This window comes from Paenibacillus sp. FSL R10-2736 (assembly GCF_038000245.1).
In the GTDB taxonomy this organism is placed as follows: domain Bacteria; phylum Bacillota; class Bacilli; order Paenibacillales; family Paenibacillaceae; genus Paenibacillus_AQ; species Paenibacillus_AQ phytohabitans.
Window position 1 is genome coordinate 133,586 of the sequence record NZ_JBBOBN010000001.1, and the last position, 16,823, is coordinate 150,408.

Here is a 16,823-nt window from a genome sequence, read left to right on the forward strand (position 1 = left end):
TCTGGTAGAGCAGAAAGTAAATTAGAGGCGCTGACGGTAATCCGGCAGCAGCATGGTGGGAGAGTGACTGAGAATGAGTGAGCTTACACAGGCAGATAAGGATTCTTTGACGGGGGCGCCGCAGGAACGTTCTGTGGAAACGAAGGGACAGGGGGCCGCTGCTGCTCCTGCCAAGCTGAGTGCGGTATTCCCGTCGTACGCCAGATATGATATCAGTCTGGTCAAGGGTAAGGGCAGCTGGGTGTGGGATGATCAGGGGAACAAATATCTGGATTTCATGTGCGGACTCGCTGTAACCAGCCTGGGCCATGCCCCGGAGAAGGTCGGCGCGAAGCTGAAGGAACAGATTGATACGCTGTGGCACGTCTCGAACCTGTTCCACATTCCGGGCCAGGACCGGGTTGCTGCGCTGCTTACAGACAACAGCTGTGCAGATCAGGTATTCTTCTGCAATAGCGGAGCGGAAGCGAATGAAGCAGCGATTAAGCTGGCGCGCCGGTATCACCAGAAGGTGAAGGGTGCGGACCGCTATGAAGTGATCACGTTCGAGCAGTCCTTCCACGGCCGCACGCTGGCTACACTGACAGCAACAGGGCAGGCGAAGGTAAAAGAAGGCTTCCTGCCGCTTCCGGCAGGCTTCAAGACTGTGCCTCTGCATGATCTGGAGGCACTGAAAGCTGCAATCACGGAGCATACGGCAGCGATCATGCTGGAGATGGTGCTGGCTGAGGGCGGCGTGATTGAAGTGCAGCAGGAATTCCTTGACGCTGTAGTCTCGTTATGCAAGGAACATGGACTGCTGCTGATCGTAGACGAGGTGCAGACCGGCATGGGCCGTACCGGCAAGCTGTTCGCCCATCAGCATTACGGCATTGAGCCGGATATCTTCACCCTGGCCAAAGGCGTGGCCAGCGGTTTCCCTGCCGGCGTCATGCTGGGCAAGGGCTACCTGCGTGAGGCCTTCAGCCCGGGCAGCCATGCGACTACCTTCGGCGGCACACCGCTGGCGGCAGCGGTTATGGAAGCGACGATTGAGACAATGCTGGAAGACGGGCTGGCTCAGCGGGCTGCTGAGATGGGCGATTATCTGACCGGCTTGCTTAGAGAGAAGCTGGCGGACACTACCTTCGTGAAGGATATCCGCGGCAAGGGCCTGTTGATCGGAATTGAATGTGCAGAGCCTGTGGCCGAGATTGTGCTGGCCGGACAGAAACGCGGATTGCTGTTCGTCCAAGCCGGACCGAATGTCGTTCGCCTGCTGCCTAATTTATACGTAACCCATGAGGAGATCGACCAGGCGGTGGACATCCTTTCGGAACTAATTCATACTTATGCTAACAAAGGAAACGGGGAGGCAGATTCATGAGTCAGGGAACAACGGGCGTTACAGAGACTATCGCCGCACAGCTCAAGGGACGTGATCTTCTGGAGCTGAATGATTACAGCCCGGAGGAAATTACGTATTTGATTGATTTGGCGATTGAGCTGAAGCGCAAAGCTAAGAACGGCGAAGTCTACCAGCCGCTGCTGGGCAAGACGATCGGACTTATTTTTGAGAAATCCTCAACCCGTACACGCGTATCGTTTGAAGTGGGCATGTATCAGCTGGGCGGCCATGCGCTGTTCCTCAGCAAAAATGATATCCAGCTCGGCCGAGGTGAGACGGTTGGTGATACGGCGCAGGTGATGTCGCGTTATCTGGACGGTATCATGATCCGTACCTTCGGCCATGATAAAGTGGAAGAATTAGCCCGTTATGCATCCGTTCCGGTTATCAACGGCCTGAGCGATCTGGCGCATCCGTGCCAGGTGCTGGCGGATTACCAGACCGTGTACGAGCACAAGGGCAAGCTGAAGGGCTTGAAGCTCGCGTATATCGGCGACGGCAACAACATGGCGCATTCCCTGCTGATCGGCGGTGCCAAGCTGGGCGTACATGTCTCTATCGCCGGACCGGAAGGTTATGAGCCAGATGAGGCTGTAGTGGCCGAGGCGCGCGAGATCGCCAAGGGGACAGGTTCGGTCATCACCGTTACCCGCAGCCCGCAGGAGGCGGTACAGGACGCTGACGTGATCTATACGGATGTATGGGCGAGCATGGGCTTCGAGGCCGAGCAGCTGGCGCGTGAGGCGGCATTCAAGGACTATCAGGTCAATGAGGAACTCGTGAAGGGTGCCAAAAGCGACTATCTGTTCCTGCACTGCCTGCCGGCCCACCGTGAGGAAGAGGTCAGCACCGGTGTCATTGACGGACCGAACTCCGTTATCTTCGATCAGGCGGAGAACCGCCTGCATGCGCAGAAGGCGCTTATGGCTGCTTTGATGGGCTAACCTAGTACAACCAGAACTAAAGAAGTAATTTAATACAACAAGGAAGCAATTGATGTATTCAGATCCAAGTGAAATTCAGTGATAGTTGTATACTGTGCAATTAAAAACAGCGAAAAGGGAGGCTTGCCTCTTATAACTGTAGTCTGTACAACTAAATCTGCCTGAATAGGTGAAAACCGCGTACAACTGGCAGTTTAATTGTACGAAATACAACTAAATGGATAATCGGTTGAAAATCAGACGATTTAGTTGTATAAAGTACAATTAAGCCTGCATATATACCGTAATCGGGTTTCTGCAAACCCTCAGCAAGCGATTTACCAAAGTAGTTTTTCACTAGTTTAAATCTGACATTGTACTAGGCCTATGTAAGTTCTGTTAGTTGATTGAATCTTAGAGTAAAACAGGGGTAAGCCTGTTTGGATCTTATCTTATATACAAACCTATATAAGATGAACTGGATTGAAATAAGAGGGATAGAAGGATCGAAAGGGAATTTTGGAACTGTAGGAGCGGTAGCGTCCGCCTTTGTCTCCGGATATTGTCCGCTACAGCGGTATATTCAAAGATATCTGGAGACAACAGCGGCCGAAAGTCCAAATATTCTCTGCAGTGACGTCTAAAACCCGATTATGAGATTGCAGTTGATCTTATAACCTCCCCCACAACGAAAGGAAGTTGCACCCCCATGGCAAAAGAAAAAATCGTACTCGCCTATTCCGGCGGGCTGGATACCTCAGTCATTCTGAAATGGCTGAAAGAAACGTATGACGCGGAGATTATTGCTTTTACAGCCGATATCGGGCAAAAGGAAGAGCTGGACGGCCTGGAGGAGAAAGCACTGGCGACCGGCGCCTCCAAAGTATACATCGATGATCTGCGCGACGAATTCGCGAATGATTTCATCTACCCGATGTTCCAGTCGGGCGCACTCTACGAAGGCCAATATCTGCTGGGCACAAGCATCGCGCGTCCGCTGATCGCTAAGCGTATGGTGGACATCGCCATCGCCGAAGGCGCAACTGCTATTGCTCACGGGGCAACCGGCAAAGGGAATGACCAGGTGCGTTTCGAACTGAACGCCGCAGCCTTGTCCCCAAGCATCAAAGTAATTGCACCTTGGCGTCTGGAAGAGTTCCGCAACCAGTTCCCGGGACGTGCGGAAATGATCGCTTACGCTGAGGCCAACGGCATTCCGGTACAAGCTTCAGCAGCGAAGTCGTATTCGATGGACCGTAACCTGCTACATATCAGCTATGAGAGCGGCGTGCTGGAAGATCCTTGGTTTGATCCAAGCGCACCGGAGAACAAGGAAATGTTCCTGCTGTCGAATGCGCCGGAAGATGCTCCGGATGAAGCGGAATATCTGGAGCTGGACTTCCTGAAGGGCGACTGCGTAGCGCTGAACGGCGAACCGTTATCCCCGCTGCAAGTCATGGAGAAGCTGAATGAGCTCGGCGGCAAGCATGGCATTGGACGCGTCGATATGGTGGAGAACCGTTTCGTCGGCATGAAGAGCCGCGGCGTGTACGAAACACCAGGCGGAACGATCCTGTTCACCGCTCACCGCAAAATGGAGTCGATCACCATGGACCGTGAAGTGATGAACCTGCGGGACAGCCTGATCACCCGTTACAGCACGCTTGTGTACAATGGCTTCTGGTTCGCTCCTGAACGGCTTGCCTTGCAGGCCCTGGTGAAGGAAAGCCAGAAGAACGTAACCGGTACTGTACGCGTCAAGCTGTACAAAGGCAACATCATTGGAGCCGGTGTAAAGAGTCCGGTCAGCCTGTACAACCCGGATATCGCTACTATGGAAGCAGATCCTACACAGGCATATGATCAGGGAGATGCCACTGGCTTCATCCGTCTGAATGCTCTGCGCCTTAAGGTATCGGCCGGCGTAGCAGAGTCCAACAAGTAGCAGCATCTAGCCGCTTAGCGGTTTTTCAAAATATAAGAATTTATACAGCATCGCACAATATAAGCGGACAGAAGAAGGCCGTTCCTCCCATCCGGACAGGGGCGGCCCTTCTAACGTCAATCGAGGAGGAAACAACAGGTGAGCAAGCTGTGGGGCGGACGGTTTACCAAGGGAACGAACAAGCTGGTGGAGGAATATACGGCTTCCATCGGTTTCGACAAGGCACTTGCAGAAGAGGATGTGCAGGGCAGTCTGGCGCATGTCACGATGCTGGGCAAATGCGGGATTCTGCCGCAGGATGATGTGGAGACGATCAAGAACGGACTGAATAAGGTACTGGATAAGGTGCGTGCGGGAGAGATTGTGTTCTCCGTAGCCGATGAAGATATCCATATGAATATTGAAAAGAATCTGATCGAAGAGATCGGCCCGGTCGGCGGCAAGCTGCACACCGGCCGCAGCCGTAACGATCAGGTAGCGACGGATATGCATCTCTACTTGCGTAACCGTGTAGTAGAGCTGGTGGCTCTCCTGCATGAGCTGCAGGAAGCGCTGATCCGGCAAGCCAAGGACAATGTGGAGACTATTGTTCCGGGCTACACCCATCTGCAGCGCGCTCAGCCAATTCTGTTCGCGCATCATCTGCTGGCTTATGTATCTATGTTCCGCCGCGATGCGGAGCGCCTGACCGACAGCTACAAGCGGATCAACGTGCTGCCGCTGGGTGCAGGGGCGCTAGCGGGAACAACGTTCCCGATTGACCGCCACTTTGTGGCAGAGCAGCTTGGCTTCGACAGCGTCTATGAGAACAGCCTGGACGCTGTCAGCGACCGTGATTTCATCGTTGAGTTCCTGGCCAACGCAGCGCTGGTGATGACTCACCTGTCCCGGCTCAGCGAAGAGCTGGTGCTGTGGAGCAGCACAGAATTCAGCTTCGTAGAGCTGGACGATGCCTTCTGTACCGGCAGCAGCATCATGCCGCAGAAGAAGAACCCGGATGTGCCGGAGCTTGTACGCGGCAAGACAGGCCGTGTCTACGGCAACCTGATCGGGCTGCTGACTGTCCTCAAATCGCTGCCGCTGGCCTATAACAAGGATATGCAGGAAGACAAGGAAGGCATGTTCGATACGGTAGCTACGCTGACAGGAGCGCTGCAGCTGTTCGCGCCGATGATCTCCACAATGAAGGTGAACAAGGCGCGCATGCGTGAAGCCGTCAACACCGATTTCTCCAATGCTACTGATATCGCTGACTTCCTGGTGGGCAAGGGATTGCCTTTCCGTCAGGCGCATGAGGTTATCGGCAAGACAGTATTGTACTGCATTAACGAAGGCAAATTCCTGCTGGATCTGACGCTGGAGGAATTCAAGCAGTTCTCGCCGCTGTTCGATGACCAGATCTACGCTGTACTGCAGCCGGAGGCGGTTGTGAACGCCCGTAACGTATACGGCGGCACAGCTACTGTTCAGGTGCAGGCAGCCATTGAACGGGCCGAGGCAGCTCTGCTGGCGGCTAACGAATGGGTTGTGCAGCATGGGGATGCTGCACAATAAGAAGCAGCTAAGCTGGCAGCGGATATAACTGAATCAACAAGTGGAAACGATACCGTCCTTTAATAAGGACGGTATCGTTTCAGCGAGAAAGATAAGGATCATTTATTGTGCAAAGCATATAAATTCTTATCTTTTCAAAAAGACTGTCCTCTACCGCATCGATAGGATGCGGGAGGACAGTCTTTTTTTGCAGGGAATAAAGTTATAATTCACATGCGTGGCGGGTACCCGCTTACAAGTCAGCGGACTTTGCTTTGCCGAGTGGCAGCCAGTTCAGTACATCACGGATCTTGGTATCCCAATATCCCCATTCATGCTCGCCCGGCCCTTCCTCGTAAGTCAGTGACAGCTTGGTCTTGGAGCAGGCCTTACGGAAAGTCTGATTGTCCTCATAGAGGAAATCCCCGGTGCCGCAGCACTGATAGAGAAGGGGCTTCGGCCCTTTGGAGCGGTCCACTTCCTTCAGCAGCCACAGCAGGTCTTCAGGCGTGCCTGCAATGTCCTTGTCTCCAAAAATCTGCATATACTCCTTCGTCTTCTGCGATTTATCTTCCCAGTTCATGAAATGATGGGCCATATCCAGGGCACCGGACAGACTCGCGGCAGCGGCAAAGGTCTCCGGCTTGCGCAGTCCCAGCTTCATCGCTCCATAACCGCCCATCGACAGTCCGGCCACGAAGTTATCCTCGCGTTTCGCTGACAACGGGAAGAACGAACGGGCCAGCGCCGGCAGCTCCTCACTGATAAATGTCCAATACTGTCCGCCCGCCGCCATGTCGGTGTAGAAGCTGCGGTGGACCTGAGGCATAACAACGGCAATGCCCATCTGCGCGACATAACGCTCTATCGAGGTCCGGCGCAGCCAGATCGAATCATCATCGGATAAGCCGTGCAGCAAGTATAGCGTAGGGTGAAGATTCCCCCGTGACACATTGCTCATTCCGATCTGTGTAGTAGTCTGCTGCGGCAGAATCACGGTCATCGAGGTGTTCAGCCCCAGCACTTCCGAATAAAACTTGCATTCGATTAAAGCCATTCGCATATCCCCTTTCAGCCCAAATAATAGCACAGCCGCTAAACGATATAAATTGTAGAAATCTCTAGATTTATTCCTTGCAAGCATTGCTGGTGCCGGAGTTGAAAGAATATAATGGAAGTAGGTAGAAAGATTCAGAGAGACGGAGAAGAGTGCAGGACTCAAGACCGATGATTGAATTCAATAGAGCATAGGGAGCGAACAGGATGTCTTGGAGAGACAAGTGGAACCGAAACCGGGAGCGGGGCAGGGAAGAGGGATTTACGCTGATTGAGGTGCTGGCAGCCATCGTGATTTTGTCGATAGTTTCTCTGGTGCTAACCTCCTACTTCACCAATGCGCTGTCCTATTCGAAATCGAACCAGAATAAGACGATCATGGTCAATCTGGCGCGTAATGCGCTCTTTTATATGGAGAAGCAGGATTTTGAGGCTATGGGCCAATACTTTAATGTAAAAGAAACTAGCCAAAGTGCTGTACACCCTGTTATTGAAGCAGAGCAGTGTAAAGATGCTTCTTGTTTATATAATAATGCGGGGTTTATCAATTCGGGGGTGCTGCCTGAAGTGCTGAATCCTTTTATCAACAATATCCAATATGAGGTAAATATAACTTATCAGGCAAAGCTGCATGAGGATATGCTGGCGGGAAAGAGCAGCAGTGGAGGGGAGGATGCCATAGACACCCGCAAACAAGAAATGGCCCCTTATCTGATTCCGGTACAAGTAAAAGTTACTGGACCGGGCGGTCCCAATGCGAATACAGTCAGCACGGTGGTGGAGGGTTATATTACCGATGAAAAAATACGTTGACCGGCTAAAGTCACAGCAGGGCTTCACGCTAATTGAGCTTATTGCCGCCATAACCTTATTTTCAATGATTGTGGGCATCATTTCTATGGTCACTATGTTTGGATTCCGCAGCTATCATAAAATAACAATCGAAAATTCTCTCAGAGATGAAGCGGATATTATTATGTCTTCAATTATAAATGAATTATATACATTTGCCCCGGAGCGGGTAGAGAGAACGAACACCAACGATGGAATTCTTCTAAAAAAGAAGAAAAGCGATACAGATCCTAGCTTTGAGGTGGTCAAGATAGCTTTCACTCAAGGGAAGCTGGTTATTGGCACCGAAACAGAGGAGCCTTCCAATGACTCCCGGACGTCAGTTAAATCAGATCTGACCGGTTCACTCATTTCCTCTGCAACGCCTGACGGCAGGTTCTGTACAAGCGCTTCTCCGTGTGGCAGCGGACTGATTGAGATTACACTCCAATTGGCACAGGAGTATGACGGCAGGGACTACACCATGGAAATGAAGAGTAAATTTGGATTCTAGGAGGATGCTGCCCATGCGTGGAGCTGGACCGTCACAGCGTCATATGAGACTTAAAGAACTGAAGGAATTCGCCAGGCGCTTCCGGGAGGAACGTGGTTCTGCCCTAGTGCTGGTTATGTTTATTGTTCTGCTTCTTACGATCTTGGGATTGAGTGTACTTACTGCAGCAGTTGGAGGCGCACAGCGTACAGAGACGCGTAAGAATGATGTGCAAAGTCTGCATTTGGCGGAGAAGACGCTGGATGAGGCGGTGGCCTATATTACGGCTCGGCTGAATCAGACCATCCAAGCTAGCATTGTGGTTAGCCAGTCAGATCTGGATAATGCAATTGATCTTTTTTTGAGGAATCTATATGATGATCAGAATATTCTGCTCGCCAGCACTGATTTATTACAGGCAGATGGAAAGAAGGCATCAGGCAAAATTACCAGTATAGACTACGAGACGAAAAAAGATCCGACGAGTGGTATGCCTGTCAGCTATCGCCTGACTTTGAACTCCCAGGCAGAGATTAATGGGGTTGTCCGAAATTTATCACAGGTAGTTGTTATTGATACTTTTCCCGATTTTCTCAACTACACACTGGGTTCTGAGCATAACCTGACTATAAATGGTTCTCCATATATTAAGGGCAATATATACGCAGGGGACACTTTAACAATCAGTGATACTGCTAATTACAGATATAAAGGAGTAGACCATACGTTTTATTCCAAGCTTTTTCAGCTTGAAGGAGAGGCGCATGTACAATCACTACAGAAGTTAATATATCAGGATCAGATTTTGGGCAACCTTACTGCAGATAAAATAACCTCAACTACTGATATGACGGGGAAGATTAAATCAGATAATGTGAAGATCAAGAATCACCGCAGCTTTGTAGAAGTGAATGTTATTTCCTCTTTTACAGATAAGGTTGCAGAGGCAATGGGTGGTCTTGCCATACGCTCGGAAATTCTCAACAATGTGGAGAAAGGAACTTTAGCCGAATATCTTATTGGAACCTATGATACAATATTTGATCATCCGGAGGTCCTACCTCCAAAGCCTGATCCGGCTGATACTACAGAAATTGGCCTGAAAGCCCAAAAGTCCTATGATGAAATAGTGAAACAACTAACCAAACCTAGCAGATCTCTTGTTTACGAAGGTGATTTAACCTTGGACGGTATTGAGCTTGAGGGAATTCAATATGCCAATAAGGATAAAAACTGGTACATCATTGACGGAAATCTGAAGATTGACAATTCTGGACGTTCTACTCCTGTGCAAGTACAAGCGAATATCCTCGTCACGGGAAAAGTAGAGATTAGAGGCAAGGTTGAATTCGATTCCACAATCTTCGCTTTGCAGCAGTCACAGTTGACAGGCAGTGATAAGGAGTACACCACTCTTGTAGAGGATGCTTCAATTCAGGGGATGAACGATAAAGAACTGGTTCTAATTTCGCAGGGCCCTATTCTAATTAACCGTTTGGCAGCCTTCACCGATGCTGCATCGGCTAAGCCATTGGAGGCCTTCTTTTATACCGATTCAGATGCTTTGCTGTACGGTGTAGGTTCTGTCTTTTCTTTAAGTGGAGGATTTTTTGCCAAAGGAGACTTGACGATTAACGCGGTACGTGGCAGTGCGACAGATGAGGATGGGAACTTCTTGGTTATTCAGAATGATAGCCAGATTCGATTTAATGCTTCCTATAACAATAAGGTATTCGCCGACCAAAAAGCGGGATTGCCCCGTGTTCAATCGATCAATATCAGTGTGGAGGAACTTAAACTGAAATAGAAAATTAGGTTGATTATCAAAAGAAGTTATAACCATGAGAAACCCCGGTTCACATCCACTGGATGCTGGCCGGGGTTTCTTCATGGAGCTGTTAAATTAGTAACGGTCTTCGTTAAGTACGTTGACCATGACTGAAGATTTAATTGAAGGATCATCTTTGAATATGACCGTAACTTTTGCAGATCCTTTAATCAAGCCTGTAATTTTGCCGTCAGAAGACACTGCGACCACTGCCGGGTTGCTGCTGCTCCATTCCAACTTGTCTATTACGTCCTTCAACTCTATATCCTCCGGGTACAACGTAAGGTACTTGGAATCACACAGGTCACGGGAGTTTTCTTTTCCCACACCAATATCGATGGATTCAATTAACTTCAGGTCAGTCAAGCGGGTTCCCACAGTTACATTGAATATTGCTTCGACGGGTTGTTCTGCTGGTGCTCCCTTCAAGGAGGCCTTCACAACCACCGGCTGGTTGATATCTGTAATCTTTAGGCCAGTCAGTTTAATATGACTACTGCTGTCCGGTTCATTCGTGAATGTTGCGTATGTGCGACCGGCGCCTACAAAGCTCCAAGCATATTCGGCCGGATCGTAAGGCGATGGTCTAATGACCCTAATCGTTAGTGAGATTGTATCGTTAACCTTCACTGAAGGTGGTCCTTCAATGACAAACTCTTGGACTGGATTGGTGAAGGTAACCGTAACTTCTCTAGGTGCAGAACCATTTGGGAAAGCTTCGGTTTTGGCGACTGCAATTAGTACGACTTGACCGGATTGGGAAGCTACTAAGGTTGCATAATCATTAAGTGATTTGGTGGAATCAAAATCCAGTACTGCACCTGCCGTATTACTGTCGGGCTTAATCGACCATTCATAACCCTTGATAGTATCATTTACGGTATTATAAGTGGCATGGTATTCGTTCGGTATGCCAACAATCCCCGTTGATGGACCAGAGATATTAAGTGCCGGTGTTATGACTTCAACCTTAGCTGTAGCTGAGAAGGCAGTTCCAACAATATCTCTAACTGTAAGTGTAATAGAGGCTTCACCCTGTGCTACTCCTGTGACTATTCCTTCTTGCGTGATTGTTGCCACGGAAGGATTGTCTGAAACCCATGTATAGGTAGGATTACTTACGTCCAAGGGAGTAATATTAGCCTGAGGCAGCATGTTCAGGCTGGTGTTAACTCGAATGGTGGCATCACTCAAAGTAACACCGGTTAATTTAACAATTGCATCAAAACTCAGAGCATCAAATTTCATTGTCACTCTAGCCAGAACCGGGGCCGGGGTAGGACTCGGTGTCGGTTCCGCGGTCGGTTCTGGTGTTGCAGTTGGCGCAGGTGTTATGACTGGCGTTGGTGTAGCTACTGTTACAGGCGGCAATGTACCGTTAAATACCCCCAACTTAAGATAACCGCCGTTATCTGTTCGCAGTGATTTCGCAATAAGTGTGCCCAGCATTTGGCCATTATCGAATTGAACGTTGGCTAAAGGAGCAAGTACCGTTGCTTTTACTGCTACACCGTTAATAGTAAGAGATGTAGCCTGAGGAAAGTTCATAATAATATGGTTATTTTGTATATTTGTTAAATCGAATCCGCCACTGATGTTTATGATTTGTCCTAAGACATTAATGACAACCGTTGAGCTTTGTGGTGCATTGATTTTGACGTTATTCAGCGTGCTGGCTGTAACGTTAAACACATTTTGTAAAGCGTCGGTTCCGACAAAACTAAGATCGGTGCCTACAATGCCATTTGCAGTTAATGAAGTGAAATCAGTAGATTGTGCTAAAAGATATTTTTCGGTTTCTTCAAAATTAATAGGAGTAGCTTTAGTCAATGAACCAGTGACTGAATTGTTAACAGTGACTGTCGAGTTGCCTCCATAAGCCACATTACCATTAACTGTAGCTCCATTGCCTCCGTTAAAGATGAAATTCCCTCCCACTACCAATGAATTACTGAGGGTACCTCCATTCCCATAAAGACTGTAGCTGGTGAATTCTACGTCTCCAGCCGCAGCGATACGTCCATCCGTATTGGTACTCCTAAGATAAACATTACCAAGAACAAATGCATTGAATTCACTACTAATACTACTTATCGAACTGAATATCTTTGATGAACTTACTGGTGCTGGGGTAGCAGTAGCAGCAACTGTAGGTGAAGCTGTTGCAGGAGCTGTTGCAGCACTGGCAGTAGCAATAGGGCTGACAGTAGCACTAGCAGTTGCTGTAGCAGCCGGCAGAGAATGCAGATCCTCAAAGCTCAAATTAGAGTTATCAAGCAGATAATGTATCTTCTCAGTAGGTACTGTAGTAACGGTGAAGCTGATCCCTGTAGTTACATCAGGCACATAAGTCAGACCATCCTCTGACAAATGATAAGTGAGATTACCGAGATTTTTGGTGATCGTGTAGCCTGATGCATCATTCCCGCTATGGGTGAGGCCTTCAGCCTCCAAATCATTGAATTTCAGATATGCCGGGAATACCTCTGAATACTGAATGTCTGAGATCACTAACTGTGTAACACCTTTGTCGCCTGCGTCTACGGTATTAACCGGAATAGGGTTAGGTTTTACACTATACGTAATGGTAAGAGGCTGTCCTCTTTCCACTGTATCAGAAGAGAGAGTGCGGCTGATAGACAGATTGGAATCTACCTTTTTGACATTAAGGGTGATAAGTTTCGTAGCAAGGGCACCTTGCTTGTCCTTTGCAGTAATCTGAATCTGCAGCTTGCCATCCTCATGCAGGGGATTATTGAAGATTTGAGTTACTGTTTCACCCGAACGGACAGTCTTCTCAAGCATTTCATCGACCTTTACGTATGTTCCCTTGTCGGTTAGCTTATTAATCTGTATTGCTGTGATCAGTTCCTTGTCCTTGAAATCAAAATCAGTAGCGGCATAGCTAACAGTCAATTTGTCTTGGTACGTTGGCTTGGTACTCATGTCCTGCGGAGTATAGACGGTAATATCAGGCGCGTGATTGGCGCCGGTGAACGCACGATACATGGTATTGACGAATAACTTCTGCTCCCACTCGGGAAACCTTGTGTTCGTGTGGCCGGTACCCGAGAATGTAATATTGCCAACTGAATAGGTGTAGAAATGGTTATAGCTGTCGTCCGTGTCACGGCTGGAACCCGAAATATTATACCAGGGAATAACATCGGCCCGCTCCAGGTTCAGCGGGAAGAACTGGTCATGGGTCGTAGCCACTGAATACCGGTTCGCGGTCATACCGGTTGTATCAAGGTTAAACGGGTATTGCGTCAGAAGCCCTTGGTTGACCGAAACTACCTTGGTAGACGGATTCACCGCGTTGCCGCCCAGATAAGTCCGGGGCAAAGCTTGACCAACCATATCGTGGAAGTAAGGGCTCCAATAGTTATAATTATTGGTACTCTCTTGGTAAGGAGCCGTTACCTCACGGAAGATAGTGTCATGTGTAAGCATCAGACTCTGTCCGGTCTCTTTAGCAAAAGCTTTAACCGCCTCTGCAGCTGCCTTGGAGAGCATTGGCGTACTGACACGGTCGTACATATCCTGGAAACCGAAGACCACCATGTCAAATTTTCCGTTCAGGCCTGAAGTTGTATCACTTGTACCGGCATGGTCGGTAATATAGGTGTTGAACCAGCTCATGTCCTTTGGAGTGATCTGCAACTCGTAATTATCGCTGGACAAATATGAAGTCTGCATATTGTTTGAATTCAACAGGTTGCTGTCTGTCTTGCCCGAAGGCATAATCTGAAGTACTTTGATGACGGGCTTTATGCCCTTATAAAAGATGTTCCCTGTATCAAAGTCTTTCAGTCCGGCAATTGTGCTGATTTCCATTCTCCAATACAACGGCCCTGAGAAAGTAGACGGCAGCGTATAGCTCAATGTATCTGTTGGAGAAGTGATTTCTTTGGTAGCAACTACCGTATCTTCAGTTACGGGCAGAGAAGAGTCCACATTCATATATAATTTGACCCGCACTGATGTTTTGGGGTCTGAGATGTTATCGATCTTGATCGGGAAGACCAGTGTGTCTCCGGACTTATATACGGTAGCAGAACCCTCGCTGTAATTATCAGGTTTGTTGGTAATGGTTAGTCTAGGGCGCTGCTCAAGAGTGGATAGGTTAGACCAACTGCCATCCTTTATCGCAGCCGTAAGTGTGTTGAGTTCGTTCAGGTTCTTTAGGAAAATTACATTGGAGCGAGTAGCTGTGCGGTAGGGATTGAACGTTGCATACAGGACACCCTGAGTGTTGCTTGTAGTCTGTTGGCTGAAGGTCTCCTCGCGAAGGAAGACATTCAGGCCTTTGCTGATATAGTAGTCGGTGATCTCTTTAGCTTTGAGGAGGGTAATATCATTCTCGACCGCAGTGGTATTATGGGCAATCTTGCGATCAGCTTCGGAAGTGGATCCTGTACTTTTAATCAATGTCTTGCTGAATGCCCCTTTACCGATATAGACAGCATCGTATTTGCCGTCCCAGTTATCACGCAGGGATACGAAGCGCTTCATAGTCATTGTATCAATCTTGACGTTGGCTAATCCCTGAAGACCATCGAGTTCGCTCTTGGGGTATTTATCATTGGCATCCAGTGCCAAGCTCGCAGTGCTGGTTGGATCAGTGATCTCAAGAATACGGATGGTATACGAACTATCTACTACTGCATTGACTGAAAGAACAAAAGAATGGACAAACAAAGCAATTAATATAGCCGAAAATGTACCTCCTGAAACTAGAAACCATGTTCTCCGCCGGAATGATTTCATCTAGCATCTCCCCCGTAAAGATATTAATAATCGATTGGTAGATTTATCGAAACTTTCGCTAAAATTGACCAAGTATTGGAAATCCTAATTGTAAAAATAACGGTTATATGCTATATATCATTCTAGGACAATTTACCTCTATAGGCAATCATAATATATGAAAAATTTACCTCAAATTTAAGTAATTAGAACTAGAAAACCATTGAAATTCCGGGAAAATGATTTCTGTAACACGCAAAGGACTACATATACGAAATCGGTATGAGTTTCCAGAAGGTTAGCAGCTTTGGATCCTTTTATTGCTAAATTATGTAAGTTTATAACCGGTAAGAAAAATTAAACGGGTGAGAGCTGGAGATGAGTAACTTTGCCAATCATAAAAAAAAGACTGGGAGACTTGCTGGTAGATAACGGCATTATCTCGCAGGAGCAGTTGACCGAGGCTCTAGCCGAACAGCGCAAAACCAAACGCAAGCTTGGTGATCTGCTGATCTCGCAGGGTTATATTACCGAGCAGCAGCTAATTGAAGTATTGGAATTCCAGCTTGGCATACCTCATGTAAGCTTGTTCAAATATCAGATTGACCCGGCCATTACGCAGATTATTCCGGAGAGTATGGCCAAACGATATCAGGTGCTCCCGTTCATGAAGGAAGGCGGCAAGCTGATGGTGGCTATGGCTGATCCGTTGGACTATTTCGCCATTGAGGATTTGCGGATGAGTACAGGGTTCAGAATCGAACCTGCGATTTCCACCCGGGATGAGCTGCAGCGGGCGATTGCCCGGCATTACGGCATGCGTGATTCTATGAGCCAGATGATGGTTGAACTGCCCACCCAGGAAGAAATTGAAGAGACGGAGATTACCGATGAAGATTCGCCTATAGTCCGGTTGGTCAATCAGATGATTCAGCAGGCAGTGGCCTTGCGGGCATCCGATATCCATGTAGATCCGGGTGAGAATAACCTTTCTATCCGTTACAGGATTGACGGCACGCTGCGTACGGAACGTGTGATTCCCAAACAAATGCAGGGCTTTATTACAGCAAGGCTGAAGATCATGGCGAAGCTGAACATTGCGGAGCGCAGGCTTCCGCAGGACGGGCGTATCAAGATGCAATTCGATTACAAAATGGTTGATATCCGCGTATCTTCACTGCCGACAATGCACGGGGAGAAAATTGTACTCCGGCTGCTGGATCTCAGCACAGGCGTGAAATCAGTGGACAGTCTTGGCTTCAGTGAGTCGAATGCTGCTGTTTTTAGAGAAATGATTGCCAGACCATACGGGATTTTGTTGATTACTGGCCCAACAGGGAGCGGCAAAACGACAACCTTGTACTCGGCGCTGAACCATTTAAATGTGGAGAGCACAAATATTATAACGGTTGAAGATCCGGTAGAGTATCAGCTCGAAGGAGTCAATCAAGTGCATGTGAATGCTGCTGTTGGCCTTACCTTCGCAGCAGGGTTGCGTTCGATTCTCCGGCAGGACCCTAATATCGTAATGGTAGGGGAGATTCGAGATACTGAAACGGCAGAAATTGCAGTCAGAGCATCGTTAACCGGTCATCTTGTCCTGTCGACGCTCCATACCAATGATGCTATCAGTACTATATCGCGCCTTAGAGATATGGGCGTTGAGCCTTATCTGATTGCATCTTCCCTGATTGGGGTAGTAGCCCAGCGGCTGGTGCGTAAAATCTGCCCGGACTGCAAAGAAAAGTACAAGCCGTCTGAGCAGGAAGCGATCATGCTGCGAAAATATAGTCTGCCAACAGACAGTCTCCATCGCGGACGGGGCTGCGGCAGTTGTAGCACTACAGGTTACCGTGGACGTATTGCCATTCACGAGGTGTTAACTATCGATGACCATATGCGGCAATTGATTACGGATCTGGCATCCGTCGATGAACTGAAAGCTGCCGCGCGTGAACGCGGGCTTGTGCAGCTAATGGAGGATGGCTTCCTCAAGGTTACACAGGGAACCACGACGCTCCAAGAGGTTCTGCGGGAAACAGTATCGCAGTAAACAAGTCTTAATTAAGCTGACAAAA

At 48.5% G+C, this 16,823-nt stretch carries 10 protein-coding genes; 8 read left to right on the forward strand and 2 right to left on the reverse strand.

Going from position 1 to position 16,823, the window contains the following annotated elements:
• Positions 1-73 precede the first annotated feature (73 nt).
• From NSQ73_RS00555 to argH, 4 genes are all read left to right on the forward strand, one after another.
• Entirely contained in the window at positions 74-1,366 is a 1,293-nt protein-coding gene (locus NSQ73_RS00555; RefSeq protein WP_340985087.1) for an acetylornithine transaminase, read from the forward strand.
• Positions 1,363-2,331, forward strand: coding sequence for an ornithine carbamoyltransferase (argF, locus tag NSQ73_RS00560; protein ID WP_336101358.1), 969 nt, complete (start codon positions 1,363-1,365; stop codon positions 2,329-2,331). Before NSQ73_RS00555 ends, argF begins: the two co-directional genes overlap by 4 nt.
• Positions 2,332-3,019: 688 nt before the next feature.
• The gene (locus tag NSQ73_RS00565) at positions 3,020-4,255 is read left to right on the forward strand and encodes an argininosuccinate synthase (RefSeq protein WP_340985088.1); all 1,236 of its coding nucleotides are present in this window, start codon (positions 3,020-3,022) and stop codon (positions 4,253-4,255) included.
• A 138-nt stretch (positions 4,256-4,393) separates the two neighbouring features.
• Positions 4,394-5,809: an argininosuccinate lyase gene (argH, locus tag NSQ73_RS00570; protein WP_340985089.1), complete on the forward strand. Its 1,416-nt coding sequence runs from the start codon at positions 4,394-4,396 to the stop codon at positions 5,807-5,809.
• Positions 5,810-6,041: 232 nt separating this feature from the next.
• On the opposite strand, the gene NSQ73_RS00575 is transcribed toward argH, so the two are convergent.
• Positions 6,042-6,845: an alpha/beta hydrolase gene (locus NSQ73_RS00575; RefSeq protein WP_042240201.1), complete on the reverse strand. Its 804-nt coding sequence runs from the start codon at positions 6,843-6,845 to the stop codon at positions 6,042-6,044.
• A 206-nt stretch (positions 6,846-7,051) separates the two neighbouring features.
• On the opposite strand from NSQ73_RS00575, the gene NSQ73_RS00580 reads away from it, so the two are divergent.
• From NSQ73_RS00580 to NSQ73_RS00590, 3 genes are read left to right on the forward strand one after another with little or no spacing between them, the layout of a single operon-like run.
• Positions 7,052-7,657, forward strand: coding sequence for a type IV pilus modification PilV family protein (locus tag NSQ73_RS00580; protein WP_340985090.1), 606 nt, complete (start codon positions 7,052-7,054; stop codon positions 7,655-7,657).
• A complete protein-coding gene (locus NSQ73_RS00585; RefSeq protein WP_052422133.1) occupies positions 7,641-8,189 on the forward strand; it encodes a type II secretion system protein in 549 nt (182 codons plus the stop codon). The genes NSQ73_RS00580 and NSQ73_RS00585 overlap by 17 nt, the downstream gene beginning before the upstream one ends.
• A 13-nt stretch (positions 8,190-8,202) precedes the next feature.
• Positions 8,203-9,975: a hypothetical protein gene (locus NSQ73_RS00590; protein ID WP_042140212.1), complete on the forward strand. Its 1,773-nt coding sequence runs from the start codon at positions 8,203-8,205 to the stop codon at positions 9,973-9,975.
• A gap of 96 nt (positions 9,976-10,071) precedes the next feature.
• On the opposite strand, the gene NSQ73_RS00595 is transcribed toward NSQ73_RS00590, so the two are convergent.
• Entirely contained in the window at positions 10,072-14,766 is a 4,695-nt protein-coding gene (locus NSQ73_RS00595; protein WP_340985091.1) for a DUF5057 domain-containing protein, read from the reverse strand.
• A 367-nt stretch (positions 14,767-15,133) separates the two neighbouring features.
• Here NSQ73_RS00595 and NSQ73_RS00600 point away from each other — a divergent pair, with 367 nt between their 5' ends.
• Positions 15,134-16,798, forward strand: a complete 1,665-nt coding sequence (locus NSQ73_RS00600) for a GspE/PulE family protein (RefSeq protein ID WP_340985092.1) — start codon at positions 15,134-15,136, stop codon at positions 16,796-16,798.
• Positions 16,799-16,823: the final 25 nt, after the last annotated feature.